This is a genomic window from Nocardia sp. CA-129566 (genome assembly GCF_050956075.1).
Classification (GTDB): Bacteria; Actinomycetota; Actinomycetes; order Mycobacteriales; family Mycobacteriaceae; genus Nocardia.
Map to the genome: position 1 here is coordinate 3,088,332 of NZ_CP192085.1, position 18,822 is coordinate 3,107,153.

Genomic DNA, 18,822 nt, shown 5'->3' on the forward strand with positions numbered 1-18,822 from the left:
ACTTCACTTCGCGACGGCCAATGTCGACGTTCGGCGGACGCGTTGCCGTCTTCGGCGCGCCGGCGTGATAAGCATAATTTTGACTTGACTCCAAGTCAAGATTGATAGGGTTGAACTTCGGTGCACTGTGGGCCGCCAGCCGAGGACAATTTGTCCGCTGCATACACGTGGGCGGGCCGCCTCCTATGGCGACGGGGTCGGTGCCGATGACGGTGCAACCCCTGCTGTTGGAGTCGTAGAGCGAGGTCGAATCCCGGTTGACCTCCGACCCCGATCACGAGTAAGCGGCGCGATGTGGCCATTCGATCAGTGGACATGGTTGGTCGCCTAAGGGGTATCGAGTTGGATCCCCGCTACGGGTGCGTCGGGGTTGCGGAGCTGTGGTGCCCCACCAATCGGGATGGTCGCGGTACCACCGCACGGTTTGAGCGAGTGCGTCTTCGAATCCCTGTGTAGGCCGGTAACCGAGGCTCGCGATCTTGCCCCAGCTCATGGAGTAGCGGCGGTCGTTGGAGGGGCGATCGGCGACGTAATGCACCTGGTCCCAGTCCGCGTCCAACTGGTTAAGGATCAGGTTGATGAGTCGTTTGTTCGTCAGATCCCCGCTGCCACCGATCATGTGCACGAACTGCTCGACATTGTCGAGCGTCTGCGGTGGTGACCAGGCGTGTATCACCTCGACGACCTGGCGATCGAATACCAGCTCACCCGGCCAGGTACCGGCTGCGACCTGCTCGCCGGCCCGCTGGAGGACCACCCCGAGTTGTTCCACACTCTGCGCGAACGTATCCGCAACGGTTTGAACAGGCGACTGACCGCCTGAGCTCTGCACATTCATCAGAACACCATCGACCACCGCCTCGAGCGGATCGGTCATCTCATCGGAGTCGACGGCGCGAAACCCGAATTCCTGTGGCGCCTGCGCACGGCATTGATCGCCTGCAACTATGTCCGCCCTGATTCGCCCGAGGTTGATTCGACGAGATCGAACCCGGGGGTCGATACCCGTGGCAGCCACGCGAAGGGCGTTGGGCGGCAGGCAGATCGAGAAGCTGGCCGAACGGGCAGACTGCCGTAGTCCAGAATTTTCGATGCGAAATGGATGCCACCAGCCCGGCTTCCGCGCTTCACCCCACCGGAACCGTCTCCAGGTCCACACCGTTGTGAACCACCCGACGTCGTCGTCGGGACGGTGAGAGTGTCGCACACGCTCACCTGGAGGCGAATCCATCCGGGATCGGTCCGGCTACCACAGGCTCGACATCCTCTGCCGCCAGAGTTGCCCACTCACGTCCTCACTCTTGCCGCAGTCCTGAGGGGCGAGAAACTTGCCACAGCGATGTCAGCGGCATGAGACGCGACCTAGGATCCCCCAATTTCTGCTCTCGGGTGGGAATCGAGATACGGGCGAGGATTGAGCCACGGGGACAGAGCTTCCAAGTCTTCGGAATTCAGTTTGGCAATGTCATTCTCACACTCGCGATGATGGCCATTTCTGTAGTCGAACTCCGTATACATGCGGGTGTTACACACTGAACAATTCCACGTAGTCATCACGGGGTCCGTCCTTCTTGCTCTCCAGCCTCATGACGTAGGACGGCTTCACGAGCTACGCCTGGCTGTGGAAGCTCCTGGTAGAGCATGGAACCAGGAGTCTGAGCAAGATAGGTCCGCTTTGCCCATTCATACGCGTAGAGCGCTCTCCGCAGCCATCGTGAGGGACAATCCCGAAAGTAATCACTGGGGCCTTGAAAGTAATCACTGGGGTGGGGATCGTCCATCATCAGGGCTTCCATAGCCGCATGAAACCCGGCTCTGTTGATATCTATTTCGTGAGAATTCATGATCAATCCTTGGTTCGAGTTAGTGTGAGACACCTCCGGCAGTAGCAGTAATAGCAAGAGGCAGCAACATATGGATCGCATTTACCTGTCTGCTGGGAACGACGCCAGTAACCCGCGGCCCGCCGCAAGCCAGAGGACTGGATCGATGTCGCCGTTCCGAGGCCGGTGGTGCGCGAACCGGCGAATGGTAGCGAAGGTCTCGTCGCGACAGTCCTGTGCGCAGCGGGCTCGATCGCCAGTCGTACGCACCGGGAGACACGGCGGAAGTGGGTTCCGCAGCGGGCTGGGCCGGCTGCTGCGCGCATCTCATGGGCTCCGTCAGTCCCGAACCTGGAAAGTGTGGCGACAGCCCCCAGATGCGACTGGAACAAGATTTCCTCGTCCCGCCGAGGTGTGAACAGGTCAGTGCAAGGTCGGCACCGTAAAAATCGTGTCGCTCGTCGCGATGTGGTGCCACGACCTCGAGCGGGGTACCGCGTCGTATCGCGGCGGTGTCGAATGTCGGTGTGTCGATGCGGGATTCGCGCCGGGTAATCAACGATGTGTATCCGTTGTCGATGTGGTCATAGGAAGAGATGTCGTCTGCGAGTGCTCGGCGGCCAGTCGTGGGCTCGGCGCTCATCCTGACGACCGACGCTGAGCCCTTGACCCCACAAGCAGCCCTCAGGCCGGCGCGGTGGGAATTCTGCGGACTCATGGTCTTCCTACTTCACTTCGCGACGGCCAATGTCGACGTTCGGCGGACGCGTTGCCGTCTTCGGCGCGCCGGCGTGATAAGCATAATTTTGACTTGACTCCAAGTCAAGATTGATAGGGTTGAACTTCGGTGCACTGTGGGCCGCCAGCCGAGGACAATTTGTCCGCTGCATACACGTCCCCTTCGCTCCACCCGCACTACCGGGTTTGATCGCTACAAGATCTGGAATCGGTTAGTGAGCTGAGGGTGGCACCGCTGTGCGGTGCCACCCTCAGCTGGTTTGTGTTGCATCTGGCGTGTGAGCAGGGCTGCCGGGTGCTGGTAATGCTGATCACCGCTGGTCAGGCCGGTGACAGCCCGCAGTTCACTGCCGTGCTCGACGCAATCGAGGTCGCTAAGCCTGCTGGCGGGCGGGCTCGGGTGCGGCCGGATCGGGTGCTGGCCGACAAGGCGTATTCCAGGCCACCGTCCACATCGCCGCGATCAACCAATGGCTCAGAAACGAGTGAGGGCGGGCCACCAGGCCCGCCCTCACTCACCTCGACACAGACCCTAGTGTTCCGCGCCTGAAATCCGTTGCCTAATTATAGGATTCGGTCGTGGTGAGGACTGGGAGGCCGAGGTCGGGTCCGGATTTGGTGGTGACTGAGGCTCAGCGTCGGGAGTTAGTGCGGGGCGCGCGGGCGGCGACCTCGACGCAGGCGTATGCGTTGCGGTGCCGGATCGTGCTGGCCTGCGCCGAGCCGGGCGCGTTCAATACCCATGTGGCGGCCGAGGTGGGTGTGTCGGCGATGACGGTGCCGTAAGTGGCGGGGCCGTTTCATCGAGTACGGGCTGGCCAGTCTGGCCGATGAGCCACGGCCGGTTCGTCCGCCGTCGATCCTGCTGGATCAGGTTCAGCAGGTGGTCGAATTGACTCTCGGGCAGTTGCCATCCGATGCCACGCACTGGTCGCGGTCGTCGATGGCCGAGCGGACCGGACTGTCGAAATCGACGGTTGAACGGATCTGGCGGCGGTTCGAGCTGAAACCGCATCTGAGTGACGGTTTTCAAGATCTCGACCGATCCGTTGTTTGTGGAGAAGGTTGTGGATGTTGTTGGCCTGTACCACAATCCGCCCGAACGGGCGGTGGTGCTGTGTGTGGACGAGAAGTCGCAGATCCAGGCCCCGGACCGGTCGCAGCCGGTGCTTGCCGATGATGCCGGGCATGCCCGAGCGACGCACCCACGACTACGCCCGGCACGGCACGACCAGCCTGTTCGCCGCGTTCAACATCGCCGATGGCACCGTAATCGGCGAACTGCACCGTCGGCACCGGGCGGCTGAGTTCCGCAAGTTCCTGATCAGCATCGACAAGTCCGTGCCCGCCGAGTTGGACGTGCACGTGGTCTGTGACAACTACGCCACCCACAAGACCCCGCTGGTCCAGCAATGGCTCGCCGGGCATCCGCGGTTCCACGTGCACTTCACCCCGACCGGATCGTCGTGGCTCAACCAGGTCGAGTGCTGGTTCGGCTTCCTCACCCAGCAACTCCTGCGCCGCAGCGTCCACAAAAGCGTTGCGGCACTGGAGAAAGACGTCCGCAACTGGGTCGACCAGTGGAATACCAACCCACGCCCATTCGTCTGGCGCAAGACAGCCGAGGAGATCCTCGACTCCCTCGCCCGATATCTGCAACGGATTTCAGGCGCGGAACACTAGCTCGCGGTCGTCAGGCCTTCAGAGAACGGCGCCATCGCATCGATGTCAGACACCACATCGATAACTGTTGGGCCAGGTGTCGCAATGCCCTGTTCCACTGCGGCTGCAAAATCACCTGGCTTCTTCACACGGATCCCGGTCGCGCCGAGCGACTCCGCGACGGCGACGAAGTCGATGTCGCGGTGGTGCCAGAGTTCGGTGTGGCGCCCGTGCAGCGTCCCGCCGTACGCGGGCGCGAAGATGTATCGCTCCTGGTTGAGCGACCGGTTGTTGTTCACGATCAACGTCGCGCCGATACCCCACCGTGCGGCGGTCTCCAGTTCGGCTAGGTGGTAGTAGAACCCGCCGTCTCCGCTGAACATGACAACGGGCCGGTCAGGTACGGCGAGCTGGGCACCCAGCGCGGCAGGTAGTCCCCAGCCCAGCGAGCCTGCGCAACGGACGAAGGACTGGCCCCGCTTCAGGTCCAAATATATTCCAGTCCACATGCCGGAGTGCCCGGTGTCGGACACGACGATCGCGTCGCTGGGTAAGTGTTGGGATAGCTCCGAGCACAACCGCTCCGGTCGGATCGGGACCGCGTCGGATCCGAGCGCGGCCGCGTAGCCCTCGCGCCAGTCCGCGACGAATCTTTGCACCCGCTCGACCCACGAGCGCCGTCGCTCCGCCGTCGCGTCGGTGACTTCCATGAGCGCGCCGAGCGCCACTTTCGCGTCGCCCAGCAGGCATAGCGCGCCTGAATAGTGGCGACCCAGTTCTTCGGGATCGATGTCGAGGTGGATCACCCTGGCGCCGGGCGCGGGCACCCGCCAATCCGAGGTCAGTTGGCTACCCGTCTTGCTGCCGACGAAGAACACGACGTCAGCTTCCATGACGGCGAGGTTGGCGCTCTTGCGCCCGTACAGGCCTGGCACGCCGACCGAAAGGGGATGCAGGCCGTCGATAACGTCCTTTGCATTCATCGACGTCGCCACCGGAATGCCCATCTTCTCGGCGAGTGCCACTAGCTCAGCGGCGGCGTCCGACTGGCGAACGCCGCCGCCTGCGACGATGATCGGCCGCTCGGCGTTCGCCAACACCTCGGCCGCGGCGTGCACCGCTGCGGGCTCGGGGTGGACGCGAAACGCCGGGACGTGCGAGAACCGCTCTTCGACGACGACTTCGAACACGCACTCCGTCGCCTCGATCTCGGCGGCGTGCCCGGCGAACTCGAGATGCACCGGACCCGGGCGGCCGGTCGTCGCGACGCGGAACGCCTGGCGAATCATTTCGGGGATGCGTTCAGGCAGGTCGACCCGCGCGTTGTACTTCGTCAGCGGCTCGAAAATCGGGAAGTCGTCTATCTGCTGGTACTGGTTCTTGTGTCGGGAGTGCAGGTATGGCCCGCCGGTGATGGCAATGACCGGTGAACACGCCATGTATGCATCGCGGAGCCCGGCCGCCAGATTGGCCGCGCCCACACTCTGGGCCATACATATTCCCGGTTTGCCCGATGCACGCGCGTAGCCGTCGGCCATGTAGGCTGCGGCTTTCTCGCCGTGGGCGACGATGCGGCCGATCGAGGTTCGTGCCTCCATCTCGTACAACGTCCGGGAGAGCACGGCCGGGACGAGGAACACATGGGAGACGCCGTAGCCCTGCAGCGTGTCGGCGAGAAATTCGGCCCCGGTCATTCGCGTGGTCACGATGACGCCTTAACGCATCGATTCCGCAGGACACCGATTCCGCCACCCTCGGAAACCAATTCGTCGCCTGCAGCCAGGAAACGCGGCGGTGTGCGGGTGGCACCGACTCCCGATGGCGTGCCTGTGAAGATCAGGTCGCCGGGGAAGAGCGTCACGATGGTCGACAGGTAGGCGATCAGTTCCGGTATCGAGAAGATAAGGCCGGAGCTGCTGGACCGCTGCACCTCCTCGCCGTTGAGGTGGCAGGTCACAACGATGTCGTTCGGATCATCGAACTCGTCGGGACTGACCAGCAGCGGCCCGATGGGCCCGTAGGTCGGAAATGACTTGCCGAGATTGACCTGCGGCGTCTCCGGTGGCCGCTTCATGACGACGCGGTCGGAAATGTCTTGGCCGACAGTCAATGCTGCTACGAATGCCCACGCCTGCGATGGCTTGACCCGGCGGCACCGTCGGCCGATCACGGCCACGAGTTCCACTTCCCAGTCGACATTGTCGCCAGACATCTCGATATCGTCGTTCGGGCCGGTTATGCAGCTCGGGAACTTGGTGAAGGTGGCAGGGAACTCCGGTCGAGCGATTCCGAGTTCTTCCAGGTGGGAGTGATAATTCAAGCCGATGGCAAACACCTGGCGCGGTGCGGGAACCGGGCAGCGTAGCTGTCCCTGGTCGAAGTCCTGCCAGGGGCCATCGTAGGTCGCCGCCCATGCCTGCAGGTCGCCCCAGCGGTCGAGCAGCGCGGTCATATCGGCGGGAAGTGCGCCGCCCGACTGTTTCTCGATGTCGGCTGCGCCTCCATCGCGGATGATTGTGGCACGGCCTGCGTAGTTGGCGATTCGCATCGAAGCCTCCGGTCGGCTGCAGTCTCGGTTGGGGGAATGTTGCGGCGGATGGTAGGGCAGCGAGCCGACCTGTCGCTCCCCGAACTGACTTGAAGTCAAGTACGCCGGTGTCTAGGACTGTAGGTCGTGCCCGTCGCCGGGTCAAGCAGGGTGCGAGAATCATGCCGATCGCTGCGGAACACGGTCGACGGCGTGGTGTCGCCCGGCCGTCTGCGAAGACGCGCGACGTCGCGCGGGGGACAGGTCCGGCAAGTGGTCGAACGGCGGGACTCTACTGGTGTTGCGCGCCCGAGACCGCGCCTCGCCGTGGCGCGGACCGGCGCGCGCCGGCGCGTCGGGCCCGCGAGGGGGGGAACTCATAGCTTTCCAAGGCGCGCAACACCGCAGCGACACCGGGGTCTTTGAGGTGAACGGCCGACAGCGCCGCGACAATCGCCCTGAAGGCAAGTTCCTCGATGTCGTCGGGGGGCAGGTCGTTGCCGTGGGCGATCCAATCCGCGGTCAGTTCGTCGAGAAAGCCCATGCAACCGCGGACCGCGCCGCGCAGCGCCGGAGTGGGAGGTCCCTCCGTGCCGAGCAGGTCGTAGACGAAATTCAAGCCTGGTTGCCGCGCCTGTTCCAGTAACGCATGGACGTCTGCGTCATGGTCACCGGCGCGGATCATTGCCAAGGCTGTCTGTGGATGCTTCTGTCGGTAGGCGATCTGTCGGCGCAGCACGCCCCGCAGTTGCTCTGCCGGGCTTGTTTCATCGTCGGCGGGCGGGTACCACAGCTCGATGATCTCCGACGTAATCTTCGTCAGTACGGCCAGGTAGATGCCGTGCTTGTCCTTGAAGTGATAGAACAGCAGGCCGTGCGCGACACCAGCTTCGTCGGCTATGTCGCTGATCGCAACGTCGCTGTAGGGCATCCGGGAAAAGAGCCGCTCCGCGGCATCGATAAGCGCGTCGCGTCGCTGGCCCCGAGCCAGCCCACTCTGTCCGGCGGCCCCTGACCCGTTGGCCGACTCTGCCTTCCTGGTAATGAGCGCTCTCCGATCGAAGGAAACCCGTCGCATCACACCTGCATTGACGCCGTCTATGCGATCGCCAACAGGGTGCAGTGGATCAATTATCGCACAGGGAACTGGCCCACTATGCGTGCAACACATATGGCAGTTATTGACTTGGAGTCAAGTCAGTATGATACTGGCGATGGATGCCGTCCGGCGGAAATGAACGACCCGGACCGGCTATCACACGAAAGGTGGATCACATGTCGGAGAGCACTGCCTCAGTCACTCACCCGGTTGTCATTGCAGGTGGTGGGCCGGTGGGAATCGCGGTCGCCCTCGAGCTCGCGAGCCAGGGGGTTCGCCCGGTCGTGCTCGAGCGGCGCGACCGCGGCGACTATTACCCTGCGCGTACCAACCTCACCAATCTGCGGTCGATGGAACATTTTCGCCGCTGGGGTATCGCCGATCGCCTGCGCGACAATGACCCCGTCGGTGATGACTTTGTTCGCAGCGCCACCTATGTCACGAGCCTGAATGGGTACGTTGTCGCCGACTTTCCGAGGGTCTGCGCCTTCGAGGACCGGATCCCGTTCGCCTCTGACCGGCCGGAGTTCGCGCCCAACCCTGCGATCGAGAAGACGATGCACGACGCCGCGACGGAGCATCCGCTCATCGACATCCGATTCGGGCACACAGTCACTGCCTTCGAAGAACTCGACGACTCGATCCGGGTGAGCTACACCGATGCCGGCGGCCACCACACGATCGATGCCGCCTACCTCGTCGCCGCCGACGGCAGCGGCAGCCAGATCCGGCACGAACTCGGCATCCAGCTACAGGGGGAGCCGGACCTCGTCCAGGCCAGCTTCTGGCATATCTTCGCGCCCGGACTGAAGAATCGAATGCAACTGGGCCGCTCGTCATTCTTCTGGTTCATCAACGAGTTCCGCGACAACGCAGGGCTGATCGCGCAGGACAGCGACGGCCATTATCAATTCGCGATGATCCCGGTGCCTTCGGACATGGACCCCGACGACTGGCAGGCGGCGCGGCAGGTGCTCTACCGCAACGTCGGGTTCGAGTTCGACGTCGAGGCCCTCTCCGGGGGCCGAGTTCGAATCCATTCTCTGCTCACCCCCGAATTCCGCAGCGGCAGAATCTTCTTGGCCGGCGACGCCGCACACCAGATCTCACCGCTGGGCGGATTCGGCATGAACCTCGGTATCGGGGATGCTGTCGACCTGGGCTGGAAACTTGCCGCCGTACTCAACGGCTGGGGCGGGCCCGCGCTGCTCGACTCCTACGGACTGGAGCGGTCCGCCGTCATCTCCCCGATCCAGGAAGAATGTATTGCCAACACCAACCGCAACCCCGCCTCGTTTACAATCGACGGCATCTCCGACGACACACCGGAAGGTGCGGCGCTTCGCAGTCAGGTCGGCCAGTTCATCAATGGGGTCAAGCAGCAGGAATTCGTCAGTTTCGGGGCGCAGCTGGGCACGCACTACCACGGATCGCCGATTGTCGTTTCCGACGGCACCGAGCCGCCTGCGCTGAGCCAGGGCGACTACTCGCCATCGGCATCGCCCGGCTGCCGTGCGCCCCATGTGTGGCTCGCGGACGACACCTCGCTCTACGACCATTTCGGCAACGGATACTGCCTGCTGATCACCCGGCCCGAATCACGCATCGACACAGCGGCATTCGAAACGGCGGCGACCGAGCGCGGTATCCCGTTGGAGGTCCTGGCGCCCCGACACGACGGGCTGCGTGATCTATACGGCGCTGACCTCGCGTTGATTCGCCCTGATCAGCACGTGGCCTGGCGCGCAGACGCCGTCCCCGCCGACCCGGGAGAGATACTCGACATTGTCCGTGGGGCGGGCCTACATGCGCACAGTCGCCCGATGGACATGGCGCAGCAGACCCTCCAAGGTGATTCCGGCGCGGCAATCGTAAGTCCCGTGAAGTTCGCCCATGCGGTGTTGCGCACCCCACCCGCTCAGTTCGGGGTGATGGTGGGCTGGTACAAGACAGTTCTGGGTGCGCACGCATCATTCGAGGTTCCCGGTGCACTCGCTTTTCTCACCTATGACGACGAGCACCACCGAATTGCGATCGGAGCCGTACCCGAATTGGCTGAACGCCCGGTGCTGGCCGTGGGCCTTGATCATTTGGCCTTCACGTATGCCTCGCTCGGAGACTTGATCTCCACCTACGAGCGGTTGCGGCGACTCGATATCCATCCCTACCGGACCATCAATCACGGTCCCACGTTGTCCTTCTATTACCGCGACCCCGATAGCAACCAGATCGAGTTGCAAGTGGACGTCTTCGCGACCACGGAGGAGGTCAACGCCTTCTTGGTGGCCGAGTTCCCCAAGAACCCCATCGGTGTCGACGTGGACGCCGAGGAGCTCACACAGCGATTCCACAGTGGCGTGCCGGCGGCGGAGCTTCTGAAGCGGGCCGATGTCGGGACTCGAAAACTCGGCAAACTGAACTCGATATAGCGAATGCGTCGACGGCGGGCAGCGTTCGAATCCAGCGTTGGGCCGGATCGCGGTCGCGCTGTCCGCGAGCCTTCTGCGGCTCGGTCATTTCCCTTCGGTTGAGCAGTGGCTGAGCGCTGGACAGGCCGTGAGGACTCGAATCGAACTCTCGATATTGACCTGGCAACCGTATTTCGATCAGACCGGGTTGGCGCAGAAGGGCGGTGCGGTGGTCTCCGACGTGAAGATCTCGCGAAACCGCCTGCCTGAGGCAAAGCGGCGCAGGGCGAAGTCGACCTCTTGGTCGGCTGCGACTTACTGGTGGCCAGCGATCCTCGCTACCTGGCCGCAACGGATCGGAAGCGCACCGCTGCGGTGGTCTCGACGAGCGAAGTCGCCGCGGGAGTGATGGTGTCGAATCCCGCGGCGACCGCAGCTGCTCGACTGAATGATGCCTCGCAGGCCGATGTCGTCGGTCGCGAGAGCTGATCGACCCAGGCTTCAGTCGGGTAGGTCGAAACCGAGGGCGGTCAGCGCCGCTGCGGCGACCTCCCGGTCTTGCTCTGCGGTGCCGCCGGAGATGCCGAGACCGCCGATGCAGTTACCGTTCTCGGTAATCGGGTAGCCACCGCCGACTGCCATCAAGTGCGGATGGTGAGCCAACGGCGCGAATTGTGGGATCGCGACGTAGTCGTTCCAGACGTGGGTCGGGATGCGGAACGAGGCGGCGGTCCACGCCTTGTCGATGGCTACATCGACCGACAAGAACGGTGCCGCATCGGTGCGTTCGAAGGCCTTCAGGTGACCGCCCACGTCGGTCACGGCCACGGCCACTTCGAGTCCATGCTCGGCGGCTGCTGCACGGACTGCGGTGATCAGCGAACCGGCCGCGGCCCGAGTAATAGAGGGCGCGGGCGTCGATTTCGCCAGAGTCGCATCGGTACTCACGAAATTCTCCTTGGGCGAGTTGATTTGGGCATTGAGGCAAGGGGAGGACGGCGAGATGTCGAAGGGCTGAGCCTTGCCTGCTTCAACCGTACGATCTGACTTGACTCCAAGTCAATAAGGTTAGGACTTGACTTGGAGTCAAGTCAGAATGATAGAATACGCTGGGTTGGGGGATTCTTCCGACGCATGACAGGACAGAGCAATGACGGTCTATGGACGCGGTTGGTGGACGTCCGAATCGTGGTTTACGCCGTTCTCCGGGCAGATGGGCCTTGCATATGTGCTGCCGATGCAGGTGTGCCGTCGCGTGGGGACCTACCGGACACGCACGATAGAAGGCCACGCATGACCACCACGTCTGCCCGCCGGGCGCTACGCGATCAGCTTGATAGGCGGGAGTTCGTTGTAGCGGTCGGTGTGTTCGACGGCATCTCGGCACATGTCGCTCGGCGCACCGGTCAGGCTGCGGCTTATCTGACCGGCGCAGGTGTGGCGGCGTCCGGGTTCGGGCTACCCGACGTCGGGCTGGTCACCCAGACCGAGATGGTCGAGCGAGCCCGCATGGTGGTCGGCGTGCTCGGAGACGTGCCGCTGATCGCCGACGCGGACACCGGCTATGGCGCGCCGATCAACGTCGTGCGCACTGTTCGGCAGTACGAGGCAGCGGGTGTCGCCGCCATCCAACTCGAGGACCAGGCGTTCCCGAAGCGTTGCGGGCATCTGTCGGGTAAAGAGGTCGTCGACGCTGCGGTCTTCGAGCGGACACTCGCCGCAGCTCTAGACTCGCGCTCGGATGACAAGCTGTCGGTGATCGCTCGCACCGACGCACGCGCGCCACTTGGGCTCGACGCGGCAATCGAGCGGGCGAACAGATATGCGCGAGCCGGCGCCGACGTCGTCTTCGTCGAAGCCCCGCAGGGCCTCGACGAGGTCGAACGCATCGCTCACGAGGTCGATGCTCCGCTCCTGATCAACCTCGTTCTCGGCGGCGTGACGCCGCTCGAGTCCCACTCTCGGCTCCAGGCACTTGGCTATGCCATCGCGATCCACCCTGCCGACGCGCTGATGCGGGCGACCGTGGGCATCGTCGAGGCTATGTGTGAGCTGACCGACGGCAATTCTGCCGACCACTCGCCGAATGCGCCTGCCGACTTCTTCAATCTGGTCGGTATGGCCGAATGGGCCGAAATAGATCAGCGCTACGCCAACCGGGAGGCAGTTCCGTGGGCTCGACGATGATCGAAAAGATCCTGGCGAGGAAGGCCGGCCTACCTACGGTCGCTGTTGGTGACACGATTGTGGTCGACGTCGACATGACTGTGCTCATCGATCTGCAATTCACCATGATGTGGTTGCAGCCCAACCGCATCCACGATCCGGACAAGCTCGCGATCGTGATGGATCACGCTGTGCCTGCGCCGTCGACAAAGGATGCCATGGGAGGGTCCAAGGCACGCAAGTTCGCCGCAGAGTTCGGAATCACACGCTTCTATGACGTCGGCAGGCATGGGATCTGCCACCAGGTGATCGCCGAGGCCGGGTTGGCTCGGCCCGGAGAGATACTGGCGTGCACGGACTCCCACACCTGCGCCGCGGGTGCCTTCAATACCGCGGCTCGCGGCCTCGGCCCGGCCGAGGTGGTCGCGATCATGTGCACGGGCTGCACCTGGTTCCAGGTTGCACCGACGATCCGCTACGAATTCGTGGGGATCAAGCCCAAGGAGGTCAGTGGCAAGGACATCTTCCTCCATATCGCCAACGCATACGGTGACGCCGCCAACCTGAACCTCGAGTACGGCGGGCCTGGGCTCGGTACCATCCCGATGCACGACCGTCGCACCATCGCTACTCAGGGTGCGGAGGTGTCGGCCGACTTCAGCACGTTCGAGTTCGACGACACGCTGCGCGATTATCTCGACACGCGCCAAGTCGCGGGCTATGTTGCCGCCCAGCCGGATTCGGACGCCAACTACCTGAAGATACGCAAGGTCGACCTCGGCGCATTGGAACCGTATGTCGCACGGCCCGGTACGGTAAGCCGCAATGGGCTGCCGGTTAGGCTGCTGGAACGACAGAAGATCGATCAAGCCTTCATCGGTTCGTGCGCCAACGGGCAGCTGGAGGATCTGGAGATCGCCGCGGAAGTATTGCGCGGTCGAACGGTTGCCCCAGGGGTGCGGCTACTGGTGACACCGGCTTCCCAGGCCGTATATCGCGAGGCGATGCGGCGCGGCTATCTTCAGGACATCGCCGACGCGGGCGCTGTCGTCACGAACTCAACCTGTGGTGCATGCTTCGGTTATCACATGGGCGTGGTCGGCCCTGGTGAAGTGTGCATTACGTCGAGTACTCGCAACTTCACCGGGCGGATGGGAAGCACCGAAGCGGATATCTTCATGGCATCGCCCGCTACCGTAGCGGCTTCGGCCATCGCCGGATACATCACCGACCCCAGGAGTGTGACCGCATGATCTTGCGGATCAGCGGCCGCGTATGGGTGTTCGGCGACAACCTCAACACCGACGCGATGTATCCGGCGTTTGCGATGAAGATGGACCCATCCGAGGCTGCCAAACACATCTTTTACGAGGTGCGGCCCGGATGGACGGATCAGGTATCGGCCGGTGATATCGTCGTGGCGGGCAAGAACTTCGGGATCGGTTCGTCGCGGCCGGTCGCGGCGCTGTTCCGCGAGCTCGGTGTCGCCGGGCTGGTGGCCGAGGAGTTCAACTCGCTGTTCTTCCGCAATGCGGTCAACGCGGGGTTGCCTGCGATGACGGTGCCCGATGCGACATCGTTGTTCGGTGACGGTGACACCGGCACCTTCGACCTCACCGAGGGTATCTGGTGCAATGAGACCAGCAGCGAGTCGGGAACCGTTCCGAGGCTGCCAGATCTGATCCTCGAAATCGTCTCTGGCGGCGGCGTGCTGCCCCGGCTGGTCGAGCAGGGGTACTTGCCCTCGGAAACCGGGGATCTGCTGCGCTCGGATGCCGTGCGGACCAACCGCTTCGGAAGTCCTCCCTGATCGTGGTCGAGCCCTCTTCCATTCGTGCATACCGGGGTGGCCGGTTGCGCCAGCGGGCCGGCCACAACCTCGAACAGCGCCTTCAATGGTGCTGCTCCCAAGCGTCTGCGAAGATCCCGCAGCCCCTTCTCTCGAGGGCCTATGCGGGAGTAACGATCCCAGCCCGGCGATCAGCTTGTCCCAGACCCGCTCATAACCCAGACTCGGGAAACAGCCAGGGCCAGAACGAAATACATGCCCACACGCGAGGGCAGCAGGCGGGTACGACGCTGCACCGCCCGGGTCCGGGCAAGCACGTCATCGATCAACCCGAATGGCAGATACTGCGTCAACTCCCCGAGGTGACCAGGCGCGAAGATTCCTCCGGCCACAGTGATCGTGCGGGTGAGCGTCGTAGTGACAGACGGGGAGGGCAACAGGACCTCTCGGATGCGGGAAGACCTTGGACGGCTTCTCTGTAATAGCAGAGGTCCCGTTGCCACACCTCCCCGACACGCACCTCGGAAATGCCCGAGTTGTCCTGCCTCCCAAAGGCTTAACTACGTGGCATTGCTTGTTCAAGACAGAAGTCGTCAACCGGCACGGCCCGTTCGAACTGTCGACGGTCAGATAATTCCCCAGGTCCGGGAGTGCCGTGCTCAGCGTCGTGCCGCGCACCTGTCGAGGGAATAGGAGATGGCAAATGACCACAGAACACGCGGGGCGGGACAAGTCTGGAGAACCAGCCCAGCGACACAGCGAGTTCCGCGATGAGCGGAGGGCGGCGTAGTGGTGAGGTTCGCGTTCTATGGGCGAGTGTCGACCGAGGATCAGCAGGATCCGGAGGCGTCCCGGAATTGGCAGCGGGCGCGGGCGCGGGCGTTGACCGATCGGTATGGCGAGATTGTGGCCGAATTCTTCGATGTCGGTCAGTCTCGGTCGATTCCGTGGAAACGTCGACCGCAAGCGACGCGGCTGCTGGAGGCGATGCGGGACCCGGATCGTGGTTTCGACGCGGTGGTGATCGGCGAGCCGCAGCGAGCGTTCTACGGCAACCAGTACGGCCTGACCTTCCCGGTCCTCACCCACTATGGACTGCAGTTATGGGTAGCCTGAGGTCGGCGGTGCCGTCGATCCGGACTCCGAGGCCCACGACTTGGTGGTGTCGGTGTTCGGGGGTATGAGCAAGGGCGAGCGCAACCGGATCAAGATACGGGTTCGTGCGGCGATGGCCGCCCAAGCCAGTGTCGAGGGCCGCTTCCTGGGCGGGCGGCCTCCGTATGGGTACCGGGTTGGCCGACGCGGGGCCGCATCCGAATCTGGCCAATGCCGCCGACGGGAAGCGGTTGCATCGGTTGGAAACCGATCCGGTGACCGCACCGGTCGTGCAACGGATCTTTGCCGAATATCTCGGTGGTCGAGGGATTTTAGCGATCGCGGAGGTGCTGACCCGCGACGATGTCCCCTCGCCGTCGGCCTACGACCCCGCACGAAACCGACACCGCCCCGGGGTGGCCTGGTCCAAGGGCGCGATTCGGGTGATCCTGTCCAACCCCCGCTACACCGGGCGGCAGGTGTGGAACAAACAACGCAAAGACGAAATCCTCATCGATGTCGATGACATCGCTTTGAGGCATGAGACCCGGATGCGATGGAACGACCGTGACCAGTAGGTCTTCTCCGATCACCCGGTGCACGAGCCGATCATCGACACCGACACATTCGAACGCGCGATGACCTACCACCCCGCAAAACGACTCATGCGGGTCGAGACGGCTCTCGACCCGCACAGTTGGGGTTATGGTACGTGTCCGGAGGGGGTATCGACCAGTACGCCAACCTGCTGCAACACCGAAAACTGCTGGTCATCGGCAAATAGCTGTGGCGTGACGGTATCGCGATGCCCGGCGCTGAACGGTGGTTTTCCTGGGGAACGTTGACGAGTGAAGCGGGATTCGGCTACTTGAAGTCGGAATAGCGTCTCCTTGCCAGCAATATGTGCGTTCTTTACGCGCTGTCGACAGCTGTGTCGATTCCTACTGCGCGCCTGACCTGGGCGCTGATGTCTTGCCGCAGTCTTTCTCGGAGTGTGTTGAGCGTTTCATCGAGCGGCGGGATGGAGATCGCGTCGGCAAGGGTGATTCGGATGCTGCGGTTCGTGTCCTTCGAGAGGAAGTCGCCGAGTGCAGGGTCGGTTCCGGTCAAAGCGCTGATTCCGGTAGCCGGACGGTAACCAATGCGGCGGTGGTGGATTCGTCGAGCATCATGAGGGCGGCCTTGATGTGCAGGCGGGTCCAGCCGCCGTCGAGGGTGCGGACACGGACTTCCCCGCTGGTACGTCCGTGGCGCAGTCCCGTTGCCATGGCCGTCGCTGTGGGGAGGTCGTCGGGATGGATGGCGGGTGCGGGCTGACCGGTCAAGCCCTGCCAGGCGATTCCCGGTGCGGGAGTGCCCATCCAGCGGAGCAGTCGCAGCGTGCGCAGGTTCACGATGCCGCGGTATTCGCCCTCCTCGGCCGCGGCCTCCAGGACTCGATGCTCGAGGATGGTTGGAGGCGGGGCCGCGGGGATGTCGTCCGCGGGCCCGATGTCGTGGGTGATGCCGCGCAGGACCACCTGCCGCTCGCCGGCGGTGCTGAGCTCCTCCAGCAGACGGCAGGAGAAATGCGCCGCCCGGAGTTCGCCGTCGTCACGCCGAACGGTCCAGATCTGCTGAGTCTCGGTTCCGATCTCTTCGCGCACGATACGCGCCAACGCCTCGCTTTGATCGGTGAGGTTGGCGTGCACCTGGGTGAACACGTCGGCAATGGAATGCCGGTATATGTCCGAGCGCCCCTCACGGGTGATGCCGTACAGATCCAGCAGGTCGTCGCTACGCGTGCTGGTTCCTTCGGTGTAGTTGAAATACCAGGCTCCCGCCGGATCACGCGGCGGCACCTGATCGCGAGGGTCGCCGCACCACAGCATCACCCCGTGCAACCGGTCCGGCGAGATCGCCAGCGGCACAGCGATTGTGCGGCGGCTTCCGTCCGCCGAGACGCGGTCGATCCGCCCGTGGCCGGTGATCGCGTCCGCGATGGCGTCCCGTGCCTGCGCCAGTGTCGTGCGGTGGCGCAGTATTTGATCGAGCGGGACGAAATTCTTCGGAGTGCGCCCCCACCCGATCACCGACATCGGTTTTCCCCCTTTGCCCCCGAACAGTTCGATCAGCAACCATTTGACCGCAGCCACGATCCGTACCCCCCTCGTATTTCCTTGTCTACCTGGTGATCTAATCCTCAACCCGCTCGGGTTGTCACAGCTTGGCGAACATCTCGAGCACTCGCGCATAGTGCGGGCCGGCCACCCTTGCGGCCGCTTCGGCGAGCCACGCGTCCGCACCGATGAGAACCCGCGGCTTGCCGCGTTCGGCGCCGGCGAGAATCGTCCGGGCGGCCGCGTCGACGTCGGTTCTGGCCAGGCGCTGCTCGAACCGCGTGACCGTCCGCGCCGGATCCACACCCGGGGCCAGCAACGCGCTGCGTGCGATCGGTGTGCGGATCGCTCCTGGATAGACGCAGGTGACCTTCACGTCCGTTTCGGCCAGATCGGCGCGCAGGGACTCGGTGAATCCGCGCACCGCGAACTTCGCCGAGACGTAGGGCCCATGTCCCGCGACCCCCACCAGGCCCAGCGCCGAGGACACGTTCACAATCCGTGCGTGCGGCCCGGCCTGCACCAGATGGGGCAGAAACGCCTTGGTGCCGTGGACAACTCCCCAGAAGTTCGTCCGCATTACCGCGTCGAAATGCTCATCCGGCGACGACGCGACCGAGCCCACGTGCAGGATGCCGGCGCAGTTGACAACCATGTCCACTCGGCCGAACCGGTCGGCGGTGGACGCGGCAAAGTCGCTGACCGCGACACGATCGCCCACGTCCAGCCGCGTCGCCATGATCTGCGTCGTCGCGTCACAGAGTTCCCGCGTTCCCGCAACACCGATTTCGTCACGATCCGCCAGCGACAACACCGCGCCGCAACGGCTCAGCTCGACCGTCAGCGCCCGCCCGATCCCGGAACCCGCTCCGGTCACGGCGACCACCGCTCCGCGATAGAAGCAAGATCGCCTGGACTTCGAAGCAATCAGTCGCCGGATGACCGAACCGCCCGAGACAGCGCAAGTACACATGACTGGAGCCTACGATGCGAAACCCATTGCCGCAGCGCCGGTCCTGACCGATCGTGGCCAACGTCCGAAAGTACTACCGATCCGGCACCGTCAACCCTCTGTCCACGAACTTTCCTGCAAAGCAATGGATTACATGACGACACGAGTCGTTGCCGATTGATCCTCATCGCGTCTTTCGGCTACCATCGGCGGCACGCGCGCCCGTCACCAACGGGCTTCCGGCGAGCGTCCTTTCGATATGGCCTCGCATGGCAGCGAAGTCACACAACACGTGTGAAATCGACGATCACCGCTGCCCAGAATCGAGCCGAATCCGTTGCAGAGCAGACACACGCCCAAACGGTGGACCTTGACCTGTGCCCCCACAACGACTGCTACTCAATCTCTCGCTCCGACAAGACCTTTCCAGCGGTGGGCCGACCCGAAATCAGGAGGGGACGGGT

General features: G+C 63.5%; 15 protein-coding genes and 2 pseudogenes. 9 read left to right on the forward strand and 8 right to left on the reverse strand.

What is annotated here, in order from left to right:
• Nucleotides 1–274: 274 nt before the first annotated feature.
• The gene (locus ACQP0C_RS13515) at nt 275–877 is read right to left on the reverse strand and encodes a hypothetical protein (RefSeq protein WP_433733269.1); all 603 of its coding nucleotides are present in this window, start codon (nt 875–877) and stop codon (nt 275–277) included.
• Here ACQP0C_RS13515 and ACQP0C_RS13520 point away from each other — a divergent pair.
• The 3 genes and pseudogenes from ACQP0C_RS13520 to ACQP0C_RS13530 all read left to right on the forward strand — a co-directional run bounded on the left by ACQP0C_RS13520 (nt 869) and on the right by ACQP0C_RS13530 (nt 4,244).
• On the forward strand, nt 869–1,078 hold the full coding sequence (locus tag ACQP0C_RS13520; RefSeq protein ID WP_433734533.1) for a hypothetical protein: 210 nt from the start codon (nt 869–871) through the stop codon (nt 1,076–1,078). The two genes, ACQP0C_RS13515 and ACQP0C_RS13520, sit on opposite strands and share 9 nt — an antisense overlap.
• A 1,745-nt stretch (nt 1,079–2,823) precedes the next feature.
• Nucleotides 2,824–3,111: a hypothetical protein gene (locus ACQP0C_RS13525; protein ID WP_433734534.1), complete on the forward strand. Its 288-nt coding sequence runs from the start codon at nt 2,824–2,826 to the stop codon at nt 3,109–3,111.
• 29 nt (nt 3,112–3,140) lie between these two features.
• Nucleotides 3,141–4,244 (forward strand): annotated as a pseudogene (locus ACQP0C_RS13530) (IS630 family transposase).
• On the opposite strand, the gene ACQP0C_RS13535 reads toward ACQP0C_RS13530, so the two are convergent.
• The 3 genes from ACQP0C_RS13535 to ACQP0C_RS13545 form a co-directional block, all read right to left on the reverse strand.
• Complete coding sequence (locus ACQP0C_RS13535) at nt 4,241–5,929, reverse strand: thiamine pyrophosphate-binding protein (protein WP_433733270.1); 1,689 nt, start codon at nt 5,927–5,929, stop codon at nt 4,241–4,243. The pseudogene ACQP0C_RS13530 and the gene ACQP0C_RS13535 overlap by 4 nt on opposite strands.
• A complete protein-coding gene (locus ACQP0C_RS13540; RefSeq protein ID WP_433733271.1) occupies nt 5,926–6,675 on the reverse strand; it encodes a fumarylacetoacetate hydrolase family protein in 750 nt (249 codons plus the stop codon). Before ACQP0C_RS13540 ends, ACQP0C_RS13535 begins: the two co-directional genes overlap by 4 nt.
• Nucleotides 6,676–7,042: 367 nt before the next feature.
• Nucleotides 7,043–7,921: a TetR/AcrR family transcriptional regulator gene (locus tag ACQP0C_RS13545; protein WP_433733272.1), complete on the reverse strand. Its 879-nt coding sequence runs from the start codon at nt 7,919–7,921 to the stop codon at nt 7,043–7,045.
• A 104-nt stretch (nt 7,922–8,025) separates the two neighbouring features.
• Here ACQP0C_RS13545 and ACQP0C_RS13550 point away from each other — a divergent pair, with 104 nt between their 5' ends.
• Complete coding sequence (locus ACQP0C_RS13550; RefSeq protein WP_433733273.1) at nt 8,026–10,278, forward strand: FAD-dependent monooxygenase; 2,253 nt, start codon at nt 8,026–8,028, stop codon at nt 10,276–10,278.
• A 480-nt stretch (nt 10,279–10,758) separates the two neighbouring features.
• Here ACQP0C_RS13550 and ACQP0C_RS13555 read toward each other — a convergent pair whose 3' ends face one another.
• Nucleotides 10,759–11,205 (reverse strand): GlcG/HbpS family heme-binding protein, encoded by a 447-nt coding sequence (locus tag ACQP0C_RS13555; protein WP_433733274.1) that lies wholly within the window; start codon nt 11,203–11,205, stop codon nt 10,759–10,761.
• Nucleotides 11,206–11,550: 345 nt separating this feature from the next.
• Here ACQP0C_RS13555 and ACQP0C_RS13560 point away from each other — a divergent pair, with 345 nt between their 5' ends.
• From ACQP0C_RS13560 to ACQP0C_RS13570, 3 genes are read left to right on the forward strand one after another with little or no spacing between them, the layout of a single operon-like run.
• Entirely contained in the window at nt 11,551–12,444 is an 894-nt protein-coding gene (locus tag ACQP0C_RS13560; protein WP_433733275.1) for an isocitrate lyase/PEP mutase family protein, read from the forward strand.
• The gene (locus tag ACQP0C_RS13565; RefSeq protein WP_433733276.1) at nt 12,429–13,676 is read left to right on the forward strand and encodes a 3-isopropylmalate dehydratase large subunit; all 1,248 of its coding nucleotides are present in this window, start codon (nt 12,429–12,431) and stop codon (nt 13,674–13,676) included. The genes ACQP0C_RS13560 and ACQP0C_RS13565 overlap by 16 nt, the downstream gene beginning before the upstream one ends.
• A gap of 8 nt (nt 13,677–13,684) precedes the next feature.
• Complete coding sequence (locus ACQP0C_RS13570; RefSeq protein WP_433734535.1) at nt 13,685–14,233, forward strand: 3-isopropylmalate dehydratase; 549 nt, start codon at nt 13,685–13,687, stop codon at nt 14,231–14,233.
• A gap of 32 nt (nt 14,234–14,265) precedes the next feature.
• Here the strand turns inward: ACQP0C_RS13570 and ACQP0C_RS13575 are convergent.
• Nucleotides 14,266–14,649 (reverse strand): annotated as a pseudogene (locus ACQP0C_RS13575) (transposase domain-containing protein); the annotation flags it as partial.
• A gap of 379 nt (nt 14,650–15,028) precedes the next feature.
• On the opposite strand from ACQP0C_RS13575, the gene ACQP0C_RS13580 reads away from it, so the two are divergent.
• On the forward strand, nt 15,029–15,328 hold the full coding sequence (locus tag ACQP0C_RS13580) for a hypothetical protein (RefSeq protein ID WP_433733277.1): 300 nt from the start codon (nt 15,029–15,031) through the stop codon (nt 15,326–15,328).
• Between the two features lie 164 nt (nt 15,329–15,492).
• A complete protein-coding gene (locus ACQP0C_RS13585) occupies nt 15,493–15,885 on the forward strand; it encodes a recombinase family protein (protein WP_433733278.1) in 393 nt (130 codons plus the stop codon).
• A gap of 528 nt (nt 15,886–16,413) precedes the next feature.
• Here ACQP0C_RS13585 and ACQP0C_RS13590 read toward each other — a convergent pair.
• Together ACQP0C_RS13590 and ACQP0C_RS13595 are read right to left on the reverse strand one after the other, a co-directional pair.
• Nucleotides 16,414–17,442, reverse strand: coding sequence for a GAF domain-containing protein (locus ACQP0C_RS13590; protein ID WP_433733279.1), 1,029 nt, complete (start codon nt 17,440–17,442; stop codon nt 16,414–16,416).
• Between the two features lie 64 nt (nt 17,443–17,506).
• Nucleotides 17,507–18,283 (reverse strand): SDR family NAD(P)-dependent oxidoreductase, encoded by a 777-nt coding sequence (locus tag ACQP0C_RS13595; RefSeq protein ID WP_433733280.1) that lies wholly within the window; start codon nt 18,281–18,283, stop codon nt 17,507–17,509.
• Between the last annotated feature and the right edge of the window lie 539 nt (nt 18,284–18,822).

What these genes read in the sequence shown, in the direction of transcription:
- ACQP0C_RS13515 (WP_433733269.1), bottom strand. Translation starts at nt 877, where the DNA reads ATGACCGATCCGCTCGAGGCGGTGGTCGATGGTGTTCTGATGAATGTG.
- ACQP0C_RS13540 (WP_433733271.1), bottom strand. Translation starts at nt 6,675, where the DNA reads ATGACCGCGCTGCTCGACCGCTGGGGCGACCTGCAGGCATGGGCGGCG.
- ACQP0C_RS13545 (WP_433733272.1), bottom strand. Translation starts at nt 7,921, where the DNA reads ATGTGTTGCACGCATAGTGGGCCAGTTCCCTGTGCGATAATTGATCCA.
- ACQP0C_RS13550 (WP_433733273.1), top strand. Translation starts at nt 8,026, where the DNA reads ATGTCGGAGAGCACTGCCTCAGTCACTCACCCGGTTGTCATTGCAGGT.
- ACQP0C_RS13560 (WP_433733275.1), top strand. Translation starts at nt 11,551, where the DNA reads ATGACCACCACGTCTGCCCGCCGGGCGCTACGCGATCAGCTTGATAGG.
- ACQP0C_RS13585 (WP_433733278.1), top strand. Translation starts at nt 15,493, where the DNA reads ATGGGTACCGGGTTGGCCGACGCGGGGCCGCATCCGAATCTGGCCAAT.